The organism is Nocardiopsis sp. NPDC006938 (assembly GCF_042869555.1).
GTDB lineage: Bacteria > Actinomycetota > Actinomycetes > Streptosporangiales > Streptosporangiaceae > Nocardiopsis.
In genome coordinates this window covers 107,998-124,809 of the sequence record NZ_JBIAGA010000013.1, presented here as the reverse complement: position 1 = coordinate 124,809, position 16,812 = coordinate 107,998, and the positions used below count along the sequence as shown (strand labels likewise).

14 protein-coding genes are annotated in these 16,812 nt (G+C 69.7%); 7 read left to right on the top strand and 7 right to left on the bottom strand.

Going from position 1 to position 16,812, the window contains the following annotated elements:
• Position 1: 1 nt before the first annotated feature.
• The 7 genes from rsmG to rpmH form a co-directional block, all read right to left on the bottom strand.
• Positions 2-733: a 16S rRNA (guanine(527)-N(7))-methyltransferase RsmG gene (gene rsmG / locus ACFYL4_RS19670; protein WP_357768945.1), complete on the bottom strand. Its 732-nt coding sequence runs from the start codon at positions 731-733 to the stop codon at positions 2-4.
• A complete protein-coding gene (locus ACFYL4_RS19665) occupies positions 717-866 on the bottom strand; it encodes a hypothetical protein (RefSeq protein ID WP_387519779.1) in 150 nt (49 codons plus the stop codon). Before ACFYL4_RS19665 ends, rsmG begins: the two co-directional genes overlap by 17 nt.
• A 277-nt stretch (positions 867-1,143) precedes the next feature.
• Entirely contained in the window at positions 1,144-1,632 is a 489-nt protein-coding gene (locus ACFYL4_RS19660; RefSeq protein WP_357768943.1) for a R3H domain-containing nucleic acid-binding protein, read from the bottom strand.
• Positions 1,633-1,775: 143 nt separating this feature from the next.
• A complete protein-coding gene (gene yidC / locus ACFYL4_RS19655) occupies positions 1,776-2,714 on the bottom strand; it encodes a membrane protein insertase YidC (RefSeq protein WP_357768941.1) in 939 nt (312 codons plus the stop codon).
• 28 nt (positions 2,715-2,742) lie between these two features.
• On the bottom strand, positions 2,743-3,057 hold the full coding sequence (gene yidD, locus ACFYL4_RS19650; RefSeq protein WP_357768939.1) for a membrane protein insertion efficiency factor YidD: 315 nt from the start codon (positions 3,055-3,057) through the stop codon (positions 2,743-2,745).
• Positions 3,054-3,545, bottom strand: a complete 492-nt coding sequence (gene rnpA, locus ACFYL4_RS19645; protein ID WP_357768937.1) for a ribonuclease P protein component — start codon at positions 3,543-3,545, stop codon at positions 3,054-3,056. The genes yidD and rnpA overlap by 4 nt, the downstream gene beginning before the upstream one ends.
• A gap of 124 nt (positions 3,546-3,669) precedes the next feature.
• Positions 3,670-3,813 carry a 50S ribosomal protein L34 gene (gene rpmH, locus ACFYL4_RS19640; RefSeq protein ID WP_014909187.1) on the bottom strand — a complete coding sequence of 48 codons (144 nt, stop codon included), beginning with the start codon at positions 3,811-3,813 and terminating at the stop codon, positions 3,670-3,672.
• 768 nt (positions 3,814-4,581) lie between these two features.
• Between rpmH and dnaA the strand changes: the two genes are divergently transcribed.
• The 7 genes from dnaA to gyrA all read left to right on the top strand — a co-directional run bounded on the left by dnaA (position 4,582) and on the right by gyrA (position 16,807).
• Entirely contained in the window at positions 4,582-6,549 is a 1,968-nt protein-coding gene (dnaA, locus tag ACFYL4_RS19635; protein WP_387519871.1) for a chromosomal replication initiator protein DnaA, read from the top strand.
• Between the two features lie 1,239 nt (positions 6,550-7,788).
• Complete coding sequence (gene dnaN, locus ACFYL4_RS19630) at positions 7,789-8,928, top strand: DNA polymerase III subunit beta (protein ID WP_387519775.1); 1,140 nt, start codon at positions 7,789-7,791, stop codon at positions 8,926-8,928.
• A gap of 106 nt (positions 8,929-9,034) precedes the next feature.
• Positions 9,035-9,934 carry a phosphogluconate dehydrogenase (NAD(+)-dependent, decarboxylating) gene (gene gnd / locus ACFYL4_RS19625; protein WP_387519773.1) on the top strand — a complete coding sequence of 300 codons (900 nt, stop codon included), beginning with the start codon at positions 9,035-9,037 and terminating at the stop codon, positions 9,932-9,934.
• Positions 9,935-10,047: 113 nt separating this feature from the next.
• Entirely contained in the window at positions 10,048-11,178 is a 1,131-nt protein-coding gene (recF, locus tag ACFYL4_RS19620; protein ID WP_387519771.1) for a DNA replication/repair protein RecF, read from the top strand.
• Between the two features lie 79 nt (positions 11,179-11,257).
• Positions 11,258-11,737 (top strand): DUF721 domain-containing protein, encoded by a 480-nt coding sequence (locus ACFYL4_RS19615; RefSeq protein ID WP_357769429.1) that lies wholly within the window; start codon positions 11,258-11,260, stop codon positions 11,735-11,737.
• A gap of 470 nt (positions 11,738-12,207) precedes the next feature.
• Positions 12,208-14,145 carry a DNA topoisomerase (ATP-hydrolyzing) subunit B gene (gene gyrB, locus ACFYL4_RS19610; RefSeq protein WP_357769431.1) on the top strand — a complete coding sequence of 646 codons (1,938 nt, stop codon included), beginning with the start codon at positions 12,208-12,210 and terminating at the stop codon, positions 14,143-14,145.
• Between the two features lie 52 nt (positions 14,146-14,197).
• Positions 14,198-16,807: a DNA gyrase subunit A gene (gene gyrA, locus ACFYL4_RS19605; RefSeq protein ID WP_387519768.1), complete on the top strand. Its 2,610-nt coding sequence runs from the start codon at positions 14,198-14,200 to the stop codon at positions 16,805-16,807.
• The last annotated feature ends 5 nt before the right edge of the window (positions 16,808-16,812 follow it).

Genomic DNA, 16,812 nt, shown 5'->3' with positions numbered 1-16,812 from the left:
TTCACCTCTTCCGTCCGCGCTTCTTCTTGCCGTTCCGCGCCTTCTTCTGGGAGCCTCCCGGCGCGGGCGGACCACCGTCGGATGTCACCGTGACGCGAACGACCGTGGTAGCGGGATCGACTTTACCCCGCCCCACCCTGATCACATCGCTCACACCAGGACGCAGTTTCGAAACGTCCTTCTGGGCCTCGGCCAGTTCGGCCTCCGCCTGTTCCCCCTTGAGGGCCAACAGGCTTCCGTCCTTGCGCAGCAGGGGGAGCGACCAACCCGCCAGACGGGCGAGCGGTGCCACCGCGCGGGCGGTGACGAAGTCGGTGTACACCTCGCCGTGCGCCTCCTCGGCGCGTCCCCGGCGCACCTCCACGTTGGTCAGCCCCAGCGTCCGTACAGCCTCGTCGAGGAAGACCGTCCTCCGCAGCAGTGGCTCCAGGAGGGTCATGCGGATGTCCGGCCGCAGCAGACCGAGCACCAACCCGGGGAGCCCCGCGCCGGAGCCGATGTCCACCACCTCCGCGCCCTCGGGGATCAGCTCCTCGACGACGGCGCAGTTGATGAGGTGCCGCTCCCAGAGGCGGGGCACCTCGCGCGGGCCGATCAGCCCGCGACGCACCCCGTCGTCGGCGAGCAGCTCGGCGTAGCGGGTCGCCACGGGCAGGCTGTCGCCGAAAACCGCCACGGCCTGCGGGGGCGGGGCGGGGAGCGTAGCGCCGGGCTCCTCAGTGCCCGAGGTCATCGGTCACCACCTGTCGGAACTCGTCCATCGTCACTTCCATGAACCGTTGGGTCGCCATGTCGACCTGTCCACATGGGGACTGGTCGACGACGACGCGGAAAGCGCGCGTCGGATCGCGTCCGTCCGCGCGCACGGGGGTCGTCCCCTCCCCCACACGGGTCGCGTGGTTCGCGACTCCACTCGCGGAGCCGCCCTCGGGGACACCGGGGGCGGGACGACTCGTGGCGGGGAGGTCCCCGGAGACGATCCTACGCGGGGGGCACACCCGTGTTTCACGTGAAACACCCCCTGCGCCCGGGTCGGCTCCGTCGCGGAACCCGGACCGCCCGACGGGGTCTCCTTCACTCCGGGCATGACGAAGGGGCGGTGTTTCACGTGAAACACCGCCCCCGAACCTCCCGCGTTCCGACCTAGTCGGCGGGGTGGACCACCACGTAGCGGTGGGGCTCCTCGCCCTCGGACTCGCTGCGCAGGCCCGCCGCGGCGACCGCGTCGTGCACCACCTTGCGCTCGAACGGGGTCATCGGCTCCAGCGGGTGGACCTCACCGGACTGCTTGACCTTCTCAGCCGCCTCGGCACCGATCTGGAAGAGCACCTTGCGGCGGCCGTCGCGGTAGCCCCCGATGTCGAGCATCAGACGGCTCCGCTCACCGGTGGCCCGGTGCACGGCGAGGCGGGTCAGCTCCTGGAGCGCCTCCAGGACCTCCCCCTCCTCACCGATCAGCTCGTCCAGGGTCGCCCCGACGACGGAGACCATCGCGCGGTCGCCCTCGACGTCCATGTCGATGTCGCCGTCGAAGTCCGCGATGTCGAGCAGACCCTCGATGTAGTCCGCGGCGATGTCGCCCTCGTTCTCCAGGGCCTCGACGTCGATCCCGGCCTCAGGTGCGTCAGCCACAGCCACGCCACCGCCCTCTTCCTCGCTACTTCCCACAGCGATCCCGTCTCCTCAATCCGTCAGTCACTGGCCGCCGTACGCCTCAGGGGCATTCTCGCCTGCGCACTCGGAGGTCGTCGACGCCGACACGAAACCGGGAGGCCCTACTTGGGCCCGCCACCGCGCTTGGAACGCGTCTGCTTCTTCGGCTGTTTGCGTTCGATCTTAGGCTGTTCCTTCGGTTCCGGAGCGGATTCCGGAGCCTTCTTCCGGCCGAGCATGCCCTTGGCCGAACCCTTGGAGGAGGAGCCCTTCTCCGCGTCGGCGGTCTCGCCCGGGGCGGGCTGGTTCCGGTACAGGAAGTGCTGCTGCACCATCGTCCACACGTTGGAGGTGACCCAGTAGACCAGCACACCGATGGGCATCATGAGGCCGAAGAGCCCGAAGGCCGGCGCCATGTACATCATGATCTTCTGGGTCTGCATCATCGGGTTGTCGGGCTGCTGCGCGATGCTGCGCTTGATGCTCTGACGCATGGTGAGGAACGTCGTGACGCCCATGACCACACAGGCGATGGCGATGACGACCTTGGCCATGATGGGGTCGGTCGCGCCCAGGGCCCGCAGCTCCTCCGGCGGGGTGTTGAACTGCGCGGCGATCGGCGCGTGGAAGATCAGCGCCTCACGCGCGCTGTCGGCCAGCTCCTGGGTGAAGCCGAACTGCACCTTGCCCTCGGCGACACTGCGCAGCACGCTGAACAGGGCGAAGAAGACCGGCATCTGGAGCAGCAGCGGAAGACAACCCATGATGGGGTTGGTGCCGCTCTCCTGGTAGAGCTTCATCGACTCCCGCTGGAGCCGCTCCTTGTCGTGCTTGTAGCGCTCCCGAAGCTTCATGATCTTCGGCTGCACTTCCTGCATCTTGCGCTGCGTGTTCATCTGTTTGACGAACAGCGGCACCATCAGCAGACGCATCAGGCAGGTCAGCAGCACGATGGACAGGCCCCACGCCCACCCGCTGTCGGGGTTCAGGCCAACGATGGTCAGACCCTGGTGGATCCAGACCAACACGTGGCCGATGATGTTGTAAAGCCAGTCCAGCACCGGCCAACTCCTCGGTGATTCGGTTCAGCTACTGGTCCCCGGAAGCGGTGCCGGCGTGCCCGGTTCCGCCCGTAGACTCCTCGGACTCCTCGTTCCGGCGCCCCTTGGGCGGCGGAACCGGATCAAGACCCCCCGGGTTGAAGGGGTGGCAGCGGGCGATACGCCTGGCCGTCAGCCACAACCCGCGAAGTCCCCCGTGCACGCGCAGCGCCTCGACGCCGTACGCGCTGCACGAGGGGTAGAAACGACAGACCGGGGGGAAGAGCGGGCTGATGAAGCGCTGGTAACCGCGGATGGGCAGGATCAGCAACCGCGCGAACGACGTCGGTCTGTGCTCGGTCATTGCTTCGCCCACCGTTCTGCGCCCTCTGGGGGGCGACGGTCACCGTCTGCTTCACTCTTCGCCGACCCGACCGGATCGGGGCGCTGGCCCCCGCGGCCGCGTCGGCGCTTGTCGGCCCCACGGGGACGCTGCGCCGCGGCGATCGCGCTGTCGAGTTGTACCGCCAGGTCCTCCTGCCGCAGGTTCGCGGCCGCGGGCCTGGCCCGCACTACCAGCAGGCTACCGTTTGGCAGAACAGCCAACCGTGAGCGCATCAGGTGGCGCAGGCGGCGTTGGACGCGCTTGCGGACGACGGCGCCCCCGACGGCCTTGCTCACGACGAAACCGACGCGCGGCGGTGGCGGCGCGTCGGTGGTGTCGCTGTCGCGGGAAGGCTTCCGGGGGGCGAGGTAGACGACGCCCAGGGCGTCACGTGAGGAGCGCCGACCGGAACGCATGACCGTCCCGAACTCGGCGCTGTGGCGCATCCGGTTCTCCGGCGACAACATCGGGGTTCCTCCGGGAGAGGGGTGCGGCACGGCCCCCGGCTACCGGTTCCGTGCCCCACGACAAAGGGACCGACCGGCGAGAAGGCCGGACCGGTCCCAGTGAAGACTTGAGGCTTGACGTGGCCTAGTGGCTCACGGTCAGCGCGGCGCGTCCCTTGCGACGACGCGAGGCGATGATGGCGCGACCGGCGCGCGTACGCATGCGCAGCCGGAAACCGTGGACCTTCGCGCGACGCCGGTTGTTCGGCTGAAACGTACGCTTGCTCACTACTGGCTCCAGGGGCGTGTCAGGAAAGTACTACGACAGACCCCCAGGATATGCGGGGCCTTACAGTGCGTGCGACGGGGCCGCGACCTCGTGGTGGACACGGGTGCGGGCAGGATCGTCGGCATAAGCATAAAGAACATACGACCTGGTCGGGTCCTGGTCAAATCAGCCCTGCTGACCGTCCCCCGCGCGGGTGGAGCGGCCGGCACCGACCGTGTCGCCGCCACGGAGAGCAGTCTACCCGCGCCCTGTGGACAACTCGTTGTCCACAGCGTGTGAGACTTCCACAGGGAGTGGGAGCTGTGGATAACCTCAACCTGTGGATAACTCGCCCTCGGCGCTGTCCACAGCCACCGCCAAGCTGTGGAAAACCGCCGTACACACCCTGTGAACTGCGGATTGTGGATAACCTCCGGTCATACACAGGAAGCTGTCATCCTGTGGATAAACCTGTGGACAAGATGTGGACAACCTCCTGAAGCTGTGGATACCCCGAGGTAGTCAAACCCTTGGCCTCTGGCGGCCGCCCCGGTTGTCCACAGGCCGTGAACGCCCCGAACGACCGAACGCACACCGCTACCCCGGCCCGGCGCCTCCCCTGGGGGAGGACAATGGGGAGAAGGGGCCCCGCCGGGCCCTCCCTCCCCCCGCACGCCGGACCGCACTCCCCCGTCCCCTCACCGCCCCCCGACCGCACCGAACAGATCCGCACCGAAGGGACAGCAACCGTGGCAGGTCACCTTGGCTGAAGCACAGGTCAACCTCGCAATGGTCTGGTCGAGCGTGCTGGACGGGATCGACCACGACTCCCTCCCCGCACACCAGCGTGCCTGGCTGCCGCAGACCCGCCCGCTGGGTCTGATCGAGGACACGGCGCTGATCGCGGCGCCCAACGAGTTCACCAAGAAGGTCCTGGAGACACGCCTCTACCCGGCGATCAGCAAGGCGCTCTCCGCGCACCTGGGGCGGGAGATCCGTGTCGCGGTGACCGTCGACCCGACCGCCGTGCCCACCCCGCCCCCGACCCCCTCCCCGTACGGAGTGGGCAGGGACACCGGCGCGCACTCGGCGCTGTCGGCCCCGCCGGAGCAGCCCCCGTCGCCCGGTCGGCCCGAGCAGGCGACCGCCCACGAACCCCGGGGACAGCACGCGCGCCCGGCCGGACAGCACGTCCAGGCGCCGTCCCCGCAGCCCAGCGCACCGCACCCGTCGGAGGCGCTGGGCGCCCACCCCGACCACGTCCGCGCGCAGGAGGCCCGGGCCGATCTGCTCGGCCCCCCGCCCGCCTACCCGGAGCCGCGGGCGGACGGACGCGGCCAGGCGCCCCGGCAGCCGCTCCCCGGCCCCCCCGAGCCCGCCGAGCGACCCCGCGCCGGCCAGCAGGCCGCCTTCCCCGAACCCGCCGCGCCCGGCTGGGGCGAGCCCGCCCAGGGCCAGCTGTGGCAGCAGCAGAGCTGGGCCGACGCGTCCTGGGACGAACCCAACCGGTGGGAGACCCCGACGGCGCCCTCAGCGGCCCCCGCTCCGGAGCCCGCGCCCGTCCAGCCAGCTCCTCCGGCCGAGCCCGACTCCGCTCCGCCCTCCGTGGAACCGGTCGTGGAGCCCGCGGAGCGTCAGGAGGCCGTCCCGGAGGCGCCCGCCGCCCCCTCGACGGCCCCGGCCTCACCCCCGGGACGGTCGCAGGAGATCCCCCCGGGCGAGCACGCCCGCCTGAACCCCAAGTACACCTTCGACACCTTCGTCATCGGCTCCAGCAACCGGTTCGCGCACGCGGCCTCGGTCGCGGCGGCCGAGGCGCCGGCGAAGGCGTACAACCCGCTCTTCATCCACGGCGGCTCCGGGCTCGGCAAGACCCACCTGCTGCACGCCATCGGGCACTACACGCACCGGCTGTACGAGGGCTCCAGGGTGCGGTACGTGAGCTCGGAGGAGTTCACCAACGAGTTCATCAACTCGATCCGGGACGGCAAGGCGGACGGGTTCCGCCGCCGCTACCGGGACATCGACGTCCTCCTGGTGGACGACATCCAGTTCCTGGAGAACAAGGAGCAGACGCAGGAGGAGTTCTTCCACACCTTCAACACGCTCCACAACTCCGACAAGCAGATCGTCATCTCCAGCGACCGGCCGCCCAAGCAGCTGACGACGCTGGAGGACCGGATGCGGAGCAGGTTCGAGTGGGGCCTGTTGACGGACGTCCAGCCGCCCGAGCTGGAGACCCGCATCGCGATCCTGCGCAAGAAGGCCGCGCAGGAGGGGCTGGCCGCCCCGCCCGAGGTCCTCGAGTTCATCGCCAGCAAGATCTCCACCAACATCCGGGAGCTGGAGGGCGCGCTGATCCGCGTGACCGCCTTCGCCAGCCTCAACCGGCAGTCGGTGGACCTGGACCTGACCGGCCAGGTGCTGCGCGACCTGGTCCCCAACGCCGAGGTGCCCGAGGTCACGGCAGGAGCGATCATGTCCCAGACGGCGGCCTACTTCGGGCTGAGCCTGGAGGACCTGTGCGGGACCTCCCGTTCCCGGGTCCTGGTGACGGCGCGGCAGATCGCCATGTACCTGTGCCGTGAGCTGACCGACCTGTCCCTGCCCAAGATCGGGCAGCAGTTCGGGCGGGACCACACCACTGTGATGCACGCCGACCGCAAGGTCCGGGCGCTCATGGCCGAGCGCCGTTCCATCTACAACCAGGTGCACGAGCTGACCAGCCGGATCAAGGACCAGCCCTCGCTGAGCTGACCGGTGGCCGGTACGGACGACCGCGGAAGGGGCGGCCCCACGGGACGGTGGGCCGCCCCTCCGCCGTGTGCGGACCTGCGGAGCGCACCCCGCCCCGCGCCTTCCGCCCCGTGTCGACGAGGAGCTTGGTCGACCTGTCGCCGAGTCCGCCTGTCGACTTCTCTCCTCCCGGCTCTGGCCCCTACCGGGGTACCGCCCCGCCCGGACCCGGGCCCCCGGGCCGCTCCGAGTGGACGCCCCCGGATGTCCACAGGCTCCGAGGACCCCCCGGAACCGCCCGCACCGGGTTATCCACAGGCTTGTGGGGGTGTTGGCCCCCAAGAGCGGCGTACGTCCGTGTCGTACCCGCGCGGTAGCGTCCGTGCCGGACACGCACCGTTTCCCCTGCTTCACAGGGCCTTCGGAGGCTGTTGTCCTGACCACAGAGGCTCTGGTGGAGGTCGGTGTCGGCGACCGCGTGCGGAACGCGACCCCCGTTGGGGAGGGGCCTGTGGAAAACCCTGTGCACAGACTCTTTGTCCGTGTTCGCGAGGTGTGCGCCGTGCTCCGAAAAAAAGTTTCCGGGTTTCTCGGCGGAGTTATCCACAGGAGAGGGTCGAATTCTGTGGACAACCCTGTGGACAACCTGTGGACAACGGCCCCGATCCTGTGGGTAACCCAGGGTCGCCCTGTGGACACGGCTCCCCTTGGCCGGACCACCGAACCACAGGGCACTGTGGACAACATGGGGAAAACCTGTGGACGAACCTGTGGACGGCCTGTGGACACACTGAGGGCCCCTCGACTTGTCCACAGTGGGCCCGAGTTACACACAGGGTCATCCACAGGACCTGTGGACAAAAATTCGCAGTCTGACCTGCGAGAACAAGGGTTATCCACATTATCCACAGGCCCTACTACTACGACGCACCTTCATTAACCAAGATGTGGCGTCAAAACAGCTTCGCGGAAAATCTGTGGACAAACGGCTGAGATCGAGGTGACGGCTGGCCCGTGGCGAGCTGGCAGCGGCAGCGGGTGAATCCGGGTAACGTGTGGTCTCGCCCCTGTCCTCCGCCGCCCGGATCTGAGCGGTGACCCCTACGGAGTCCGAGACCGCTCCCGAGGCACGGTCCGCCCTCGCCGCGAACACCGTCCACACCCTGGGGACGGAACCCGCTGCGGACCCACGAGACACCCACGAGCTGCAACGTTGAGGCTGCGACCGGTCCACCGGTCGGGCGGAAAGTGAGTCGGAGAGTGAAGTTCCGGGTCGAACGCGACGTACTGGCCGACGCTGTCGCCTGGACAGCGCGCACACTGCCGACGCGCCCCTCCGTGCCGGTCCTGGCCGGCATCCTGCTGGACGCGGGAGAGACCGACGGCCGACAGCGCGTACGCCTGTCCGGCTTCGACTACGAGGTCTCCGCGCAGGTCTCCGTCGACGTCGAGATCGAGGAGCCCGGCCAGACCCTGGTCTCCGGCCGCCTCCTCGCCGAGATCACGCGCAACCTGCCGCCCCAGACCGTGGAGATCTCCACGGACGGCCCCAAGGTCGTCGTGAGCTGCGGTAGCGCCAAGTTCACCCTCAACACCATGCCGGTCGAGGACTACCCGTCCCTTCCGGAGATGCCCGGTGTCAGCGGCACCGTCGGCAGCGACTCCTTCGCCGCCGCCGTCAGCCAGGTCGCCGTCGCGGCCGGCCGCGACGACACGCTCCCGATGCTCACCGGCATCCGGGTGGAGATCGAGGGCGAGACCATCACGCTCGCCTCCACCGACCGCTACCGCCTGGCCGTGCGAGAGCTGAGCTGGAAGCCGGAGAACCCGGACCTGTCCGCCGTCGCGCTGGTCCCGGCCAAGACCCTCCACGACACCGCCAAGTCGCTCACCTCCGGCGCCGAGGTCTCCATCGCGCTCTCGGGCAGCGAGACCGGCGAGGGCATGATGGGCTTCGAGGGCGGCGGCCGCCGGACCACCACCCGCCTGCTCGACGGGGAGTTCCCCAAGTACCGCGCGCTGCTGCCGGACACCTTCAACACCGTGGCCGAGGTCAGCCGCTCCGAGTTCGTCGAGGCCGTCAAGCGCGTCTCGCTGGTCGCCGAGCGCAACACGCCCCTGCGCCTGGCCTTCTCCCAGGGCGCCCTGGTCCTGGAGGCGGGCACCGGCGAGGACGCCCAGGCCGTGGAGACCCTGGAGGCGAACCTGGACGGAGACGACATCCAGATCGCCTTCAACTCCGGGTTCCTGCTGGACGGGCTCGGCGCCATCGGCACCGACGTGGCCCGCCTGCACTTCACCACCTCGACCAAGCCGGCGATCCTCACCGGAAAACCCGCCGAGGAGGGTGCTGCCCCCGAGTACCGCTACCTGATCATGCCGGTCCGCCTCTCCGGCTGACCGGAGCGCCCGTCCCACCGGCGGGCGTCCGCCCCCGGCCCGTGCGCAGCGCCACGGGCCGGTCGGCTTCCACATGTCCACAGGTGCCCTAGGGGGAGTCCACAACATGCAACTCGGAATGATCGGCCTCGGCAAGATGGGCGGCAACATGGCCGGCCGCCTGCGCGAGAAGGGGCACGAGGTCGTCGGCTACGACGTCTCCCCCGGCGCCCGCGACGTCGAGACCCTGGCGGAGCTGGTCGACCGCCTCGCCGCGCCCCGCGTGGTGTGGGTGATGGTCCCCTCCGGTGAGCCGACCGCCACGATCGTCTCCGAGCTCGGCGACCTCCTCTCCGAGGGCGACGTCGTCGTCGAGGGCGGTAACACCCACTACGTCGACGACGCGCCGCGCGCCGAGGCACTGGCGGCCAGGGGCGTCGGCTACGTCGACGCCGGGGTCAGCGGCGGCGTGTGGGGCCGCCAGAACGGCTACGGCATCATGGTCGGCGGCCGCGAGGAGGACGTGGAGCGCCTGCGGCCCGTCTTCGACTCCCTCACCCCCGACGACGGCGGCGGCTTCGTGCACGCCGGAGCCGTCGGTGCGGGCCACTTCGTGAAGATGGTCCACAACGGTATCGAGTACGGCATGATGCAGTCCTTCGCCGAGGGCTACGAGCTGATGGTGGCCTCCGGGATCGTCAAGGACGTCCCGGGCACCTTCGAGAGCTGGCGCGAGGGCACCGTCGTGCGTTCCTGGCTGCTGGACCTGCTCGGCCGCGCCCTGGAGGAGGACCCGGACCTGTCCGAGCTGCGCGGGTACGTGCAGGACTCCGGTGAGGGCCGCTGGACCGTCCAGGCCGCCGTGGACCTCGCGGTCCCGGCCCCAGCGATCACCGCCTCGCTCTTCGCGCGGTTCGCCTCCCGCCAGGACGACAGCCAGGCCATGAAGGTCGTGGCGGCCCTGCGCAACCAGTTCGGCGGGCACGCCGTCACCAAGGCCGAGCCCCAGGACTCCGAGCGGGGCTAACCCCCTCGACTCCGCTCCCGGGGTCGGTCCGGGGTCCCCGGACCGACCCCGGGACCGTTGTCCGCGGTCCCTCCCCCACCGTTTCCGCTCCCCCGTTCCAGGAGGAAGGCCGGATGTACGTCGCCCACCTGCAACTGGCCGATTTCCGTTCCTACGAGACCGCTCAGCTGCGACTCCAGCCCGGCGTGAGCGTGTTCGTCGGCTCCAACGGCCAGGGCAAGACGAACCTGGTCGAGGCGATCGGCTACGTCGCCACCCTCGGCAGCCACCGGGTCTCGTCGGACACCCCGCTGGTGCGCCAGGGCGCCCCGCGCGCGATCGTCAGCGCCAGGGTCGTGCGGGACGGCCGCGACATGCTGGTCGACCTGGAGATCAACCCGGGGCGGGCCAACCGGGCCCGGGTGAACCGCGGCGCCGCCGGGCGCCCCCGTGACGTGTTGGGCATCCTGCGGACCGTGCTCTTCGCCCCCGAGGATCTGTCCCTGGTCAAGGGCGACCCCGGAGAACGGCGCCGGTTCCTCGACGACCTGCTGGTGGCGCGGACCCCCCGTATGGCAGGAGTGCGCTCGGACTACGAGCGGGTGCTCAAGCAGCGCAACGCGCTGTTGAAGTCGGCGTCGGCGCGGTTGCGCCAGCGCGCCACCCCCGACCTGAGCACGCTGGAGGTGTGGGACTCCCACCTGGCCGAGACCGGGGCCGAGCTCCTGGCGGCCCGGTTGGGCCTGGTGGAGGAGCTGCGTCCGCTGATCGCGCGGTCGTACGCGGGGCTGACCGACTCCGGCGGTCCGGCGGTGCCCGACTACCGGAGCGCGTCGGTCGAGGAGGGGGAGGAAATCCCGCACGACCGGCAGCGCCTGGTGGAGGTCCTGCGCGCCGCGATGGAGCGTACGCGCGACCGCGAGCTCCAGCGCGGCGTCAGCCTGGTCGGCCCGCACCGCGACGACCTGCACCTCCAGCTCGGGGACCTGCCCGCCAAGGGGTACGCGAGCCAGGGCGAGTCGTGGTCGTACGCGCTCTCGCTCAAGCTGGCCGCGTTCGAGCTGTTGCGGGCGGAGGGGGACGACCCGGTCCTGATCCTGGACGACGTGTTCGCCGATCTGGACGCCGAGCGGCGGCGCAGGCTGACCGAGCGGGTGCGCGACACCGAGCAGGTGCTGGTGACGGCGGCGGTGGCCGACGACATCCCGAAGGAGTTGGACGGCGCCCGGTTCGGGGTGCGGGACGGGGTGGTCGAGGATGCGTGAGGGTCGTCCACAGCCTGTGGATTCCCGCGCCGACCGGGACGCGCCCGGGCCCCGGGCCGAGGCGCCCCGTCCACACCCTGTGGACGACGCGGCCCCGTCCGCCCCCCGGACGCCCGCGACACCGGACGTCCCCCCGGTCTCCGGCGCGGACCTGGCACGCCAGGCTCTGGCCCGAGCCAGAGCCGAGGCGCGCGACCGCGGAGCGGTGCCCCGTGGCATGAACCGCAAGCGCGGGCGTGGCCGGTTGCGGTCACGCAACGAGCCGCAGCTGTTCGGTGACGCGGTGCGCACGTGGCTGATCGAGCACGGCTGGCAGGAACAGGTGGCCATCGGCGGGGTGTTCGGCCGGTGGGCCGACATCGTTGGCGACTTCAACGCCGAGCACCTGCGTCCGGAAAGTTATTCGGAAGGCGAGCTCGTAGTCGTCGCCGATTCGCCGACCATGGCAGCCCACGCACGAGCGATGGTGCGGGACCTGATGCGCCGCCTCAACGAGGAGTTGGGCGACGGCACCGTCATCGCCATCAAGGTGAAGGGGCCGGGTTTCCGGCGCCGGTGACCCCGTCCGGATCGTCCGGCTTCGTCCGGACACGGCTGTGACCTGGGGTCTCGTGGGACGTCCCGCGCCCCTCGGCGGATGCGGCTTTCCCGAGGGTGTCCCGCGTTCGGCGGGGGTGACGCGTCCGGCGGGCGGCGACGCCCCCTCGAAGGCCACTCAACCGCGCCGGGACTTGCGCAAGGGGTCGCCCGCGTGTAGGGACTCGGCTCCCGCCCCGAACGTTCGTTCTGGAGCGGCACAGCGCCGCCAATGCCACTTTGTCACACCGCTCGGGGTATCATGGAGACGGTTCTTCAGACGCCTGTAGCCGGTATCACGCTCCCATGTAGAGGGTGGGCGGACGGCCCGTGCGGCGAACGGTGATCCCCCAGGTGTCGCGGCACGTCGGCCCTCCGATCACCCTGCCGTGGGACGACCGTCGTTCGCTCGGCCGCTGCCGACAGGCGTCCCCAGCAGGAGGGTGTTCCCACTTGGCCTACGACGCAGGATCAATCACGGTTCTCGAAGGGCTCGAAGCAGTACGCAAGCGCCCGGGCATGTACATCGGCTCCACCGGTGAGCGGGGTCTGCATCACCTGGTCTACGAGGTGGTCGACAACTCGGTCGACGAGGCCCTCGCGGGCCACGCCGACGCCATCGAGGTGACCCTCCTCGCGGACGGCGGGATCAGGGTGGCCGACAACGGCCGCGGCATCCCGGTCGGCATCCACCCCGTGGAGAAGCGTCCGGCCGTGGAGGTCGTCCTCACCACGCTGCACGCGGGCGGCAAGTTCGACGGCAAGTCGTACGCCGTCTCCGGCGGTCTGCACGGCGTCGGCATCTCGGTCGTCAACGCGCTCTCCACCGCCCTGGACGTGGAGATCCGCCAGCAGGGGCACGTCTGGCGCCAGCACTACGAGATGACCGCCCCCACGGGCGAGCTCGTCAAGGGCGAGGCGACCGACGAGACCGGCACCCAGATCACCTTCTGGGCCGACGCCGACATCTTCGAGACCACCACGTTCTCGTTCGAGACGCTCGCCCGCCGGATGCAGGAGATGGCCTTCCTCAACAAGGGGCTGTCCATCACCATCCGCGACGAGCGGCCCGACCACACCGACGACGGTCCGGTGGTCAACACCTTCCACTACGAGGAGGGTCTGTCGGACTACGTCCGGCACATCAACGCCAAGAAGGAGCCGGCGCACGCGTCGATCATCTCCTTCGAGGAGGACGGCGACGGCATCGCGGTCGAGATCGCCATGCAGTGGAACCAGTCCTACACCTCGTCCGTGCACACCTTCGCCAACACCATCAACACGGCGGAGGGCGGCACGCACGAGGAGGGTTTCCGCTCCGCGCTCACCACGCTGGTCAACCGGTACGCCCGCGACCAGAAGCTGCTGCGCGACAAGGAGGACAACCTCACCGGCGACGACATCCGCGAGGGCCTGACCGCGATCATCTCGGTCAAGCTCGCGGACCCGCAGTTCGAGGGCCAGACCAAGACGAAGCTCGGCAACACCGAGGCCAAGTCCTTCGTCCAGAAGGTCACCAACGAGCACCTGCGCGACTGGTTCGAGCGCAACCCCGGCGAGGCCAAGGACATCGTCTCCAAGGCCAGCCAGGCCGCGCGCGCCCGCGTTGCCGCCCGCCAGGCCCGCGACCTCACCCGCCGCAAGACCCTCCTGGAGACCACCTCCCTCCCCGGCAAGCTGTCGGACTGCCAGTCCACCAACCCGGAGGAGTGCGAGGTCTACATCGTCGAGGGCGACTCGGCCGGCGGCTCCGCCAAGGGTGGGCGCAACCCGCACAACCAGGCCATCCTGCCCATCCGCGGCAAGATCCTGAACGTCGAGAAGTCGCGCATCGACCGCATCCTCAAGAACAACGAGGTCCAGGCGATCATCACCGCCCTGGGCACCGGCATCCACGAGGAGTTCGACGCCGAGAAGCTGCGGTACCACAAGATCATCCTGATGGCCGACGCCGACGTCGACGGCCAGCACATCAGGACGCTGCTCCTCACCCTGCTGTTCCGCTTCATGAAGCCGCTGGTCGAGGCCGGGAACGTCTACCTGGCCCGCCCGCCGCTCTACAAGATCAAGTGGGACCAGAAGGGCAGCGACGCGAGCTACGCCTTCTCCGACGCCGAGCGCGACCGGGTCATCGAGGCCGGGATCGCCGAGGGCAAGAGGGACCCGCGCCCGCGCGACATGGTGCAGCGCTTCAAGGGTCTGGGCGAGATGAACGCCAACGAGCTGTGGGACACCACGATGGACCCGGAGCGCCGCGTGCTCGACCAGGTCAACCTGGAGGACGCGGCCCAGGCCGACGAGATGTTCAGCGTGCTCATGGGTGAGGACGTCGAGTCCCGGCGCGCCTTCATCCAGCGCAACGCCAAGGACGTCCGCTTCCTGGACATCTAGGTCCCCCTTCCCGCCCGTGCTCCAGCAAGCTTCGTAGAAGGGATCGACATCCGTGACGGATGCGAACAACCCCGACGCCCCCGAGGGCGGTGACTCCAACGTCGAGTCGCTGCCGCGCCTGACCGACCGGATCGAACCCGTCGACATCCAGGTCGAGATGCAGCGCAGCTACCTCGACTACGCGATGTCGGTCATCGTCGGCCGCGCCCTCCCCGACGTCCGCGACGGCCTCAAGCCGGTCCACCAGCGCGTGCTGTACGCGATGTACGACGGCGGCTACCGCCCCGACCGCGGGTACTTCAAGTGCGCCCGCGTCGTCGGCGACGTGATGGGCAACTACCACCCGCACGGCGACAGCGCCATCTACGACACCCTGGTCCGGCTGGCCCAGTGGTGGTCGATGCGGATGCCGCTGGTCGACCCGAACGGCAACTTCGGCTCGCCGGGCAACGACCCCGCCGCCGCCATGCGCTACACCGAGTGCAAGCTCGCGCCGCTGGCCATGGAGATGCTCCGGGACATCGACAAGGAGACCGTCGACTTCCGGCCCAACTACGACGGCCGCTCCTCCGAGCCCGTCGTGCTGCCCGCCCGCTTCCCGAACCTGCTGGTCAACGGCTCCTCGGGCATCGCGGTCGGTATGGCCACCAACATCCCGCCGCACAACCTGCGCGAGGTGGCGGACGGCGTCAACTGGTACCTGGACCACCCCGAGGCCGAGGACGAGGAGCTGCTCGACCAGCTCATCGCCCGGGTCAAGGGCCCCGACTTCCCCACGCGCGGGCTCATCGTGGGCAAGCGCGGCATCGAGGAGGCCTACCGGACCGGGCGCGGCTCCATCACCATGCGCGCCGTGGTCGAGGTGGAGGAGGACGGCCGGGGACGCCAGACCCTGGTCATCACCGAGCTGCCCTACCAGGTCAACCCGGACAACCTGGCGCTGAAGATCGCCGACCTGGTCAAGGACGGGAAGATCACCGGCATCGCCGACGTGCGCGACGAGAGCAGCGGCCGTACCGGCCAGCGCCTGGTGATCGTGCTCAAGCGCGACGCCGTCGCCAAGGTCGTGCTGAACAACCTGTACAAGCACACCCAGCTCCAGGAGACCTTCGGCGCCAACATGCTGGCCCTGGTCGACGGGGTGCCGCGCACCCTGCGCCTGGACCAGATGATCCGCCACTGGGTCAAGCACCAGGTCGAGGTCATCGTCCGCCGGACGAAGTACCTGCTGCGCAAGGCCGAGGAGCGGGCGCACATCCTGCGCGCCCTGCTCCGCGCGATGGACCGGATCGACGAGGTCATCAGCCTCATCCGCAGCAGCGCCTCGGCCGACGACGCGCGCACCGGCCTCATGGGCCTGCTGGAGATCGACGACATCCAGGCCCGCGCCATCCTCGACATGCAGCTGCGCAAGCTCGCCGCGCTGGAGCGTAACGCCCTCACCGCCGAGTACGACGAGCTGATGGCGCTCATCACCGACTACAACGACATCCTCGCCTCCGACTCCCGCCAGCGGACCATCATCCGCGAGGAGCTGGGCGAGATCGTCGACAAGTACGGCGACGAGCGGCGCACGCACATCATCCCGTTCGAGGGTGACATGCGTATGGAGGACTTCATCGCCGAGGAGGACGTGGTCGTCACGATCTCCCGCGGTGGGTACGCCAAGCGCACCCGCATCGACAACTACCGCGCGCAAAAGCGCGGCGGCAAGGGCGTGCGGGGGGCCCAGCTCAAGCAGGACGACATCGTCCAGCACTTCTTCGTCACCACCACCCACCACTGGATTCTGTGCTTCACGAACCAGGGACGGGTGTACCGGACGAAGGCCTACGAGCTGCCGGAGGCCGCCCGCGACGCCCGGGGCCAGCACGTCGCCAACCTGCTGCCCTTCCAGCCGGGTGAGGAGATCGCGCAGATCATGGCGCTGCGCGACTACGAGGCGGCGCCGTACCTGGTGCTGGCCACCCGCGAGGGCCTGGTGAAGAAGTCGCGCCTGGAGGACTTCGACTCCGCGCGCGCGGCGGGCATCATCGCGATCAACCTCCGCGAGGAGGACGAGCTGATCGCGGCGCGCCTGGTCTTCCCCGACGACGACCTGCTGCTGATCTCCAGTGACGCCCAGGCGATCCGCTTCCCGGCCTCCGACGAGTCGCTGCGGCCCATGGGCCGCGCCACCAGCGGTGTGATCGGTATGCGGTTCCTGGAGGGCGACTACCTGCTCTCCATGGACGTCATCCGGCCCGACGACGGCTCCACGGACGTCCTGGTCGCCACCGAGAACGGGTACGCCAAGCGCACCCCCTCGGAGCAGTACCCGGTGCAGAACCGGGGCGGCAAGGGCGTGCTCACGGCCAAGGTCGTGGAGGCGCGCGGCAAGCTGGTCGGCGCCCTGATGGTGGACCCGGAGGTGGACGAGATCTTCGCGATCACCTCCGCCGGCGGGGTCATCCGCACCGGTGCCGCCGAGGTGAAGCGGTCGGGACGCACCACCATGGGCGTGCGGCTGATGAACCTGGACAAGGGCAACAAGATCGTGGCCGTCGCCGCGAACGCCGAGGCCGCCGAGGAAGCCGAGGCGGAGGCGACCGAGGCGACCGACGCCGACACGGTCGACGCGGTCGACGAGCAGGTCGCGGGTGAAGGCAACCCGGACGCCTAGACTGC

Excerpts from the sequence above, each read along its gene's own strand:
- rsmG (WP_357768945.1), bottom strand. The coding sequence starts at position 733 with ATGACCTCGGGCACTGAGGAGCCCGGCGCTACGCTCCCCGCCCCGCCC.
- yidD (WP_357768939.1), bottom strand. The coding sequence starts at position 3,057 with ATGACCGAGCACAGACCGACGTCGTTCGCGCGGTTGCTGATCCTGCCC.
- rnpA (WP_357768937.1), bottom strand. The coding sequence starts at position 3,545 with ATGTTGTCGCCGGAGAACCGGATGCGCCACAGCGCCGAGTTCGGGACG.
- dnaA (WP_387519871.1), top strand. The coding sequence starts at position 4,582 with ATGGTCTGGTCGAGCGTGCTGGACGGGATCGACCACGACTCCCTCCCC.
- gnd (WP_387519773.1), top strand. The coding sequence starts at position 9,035 with ATGCAACTCGGAATGATCGGCCTCGGCAAGATGGGCGGCAACATGGCC.
- recF (WP_387519771.1), top strand. The coding sequence starts at position 10,048 with ATGTACGTCGCCCACCTGCAACTGGCCGATTTCCGTTCCTACGAGACC.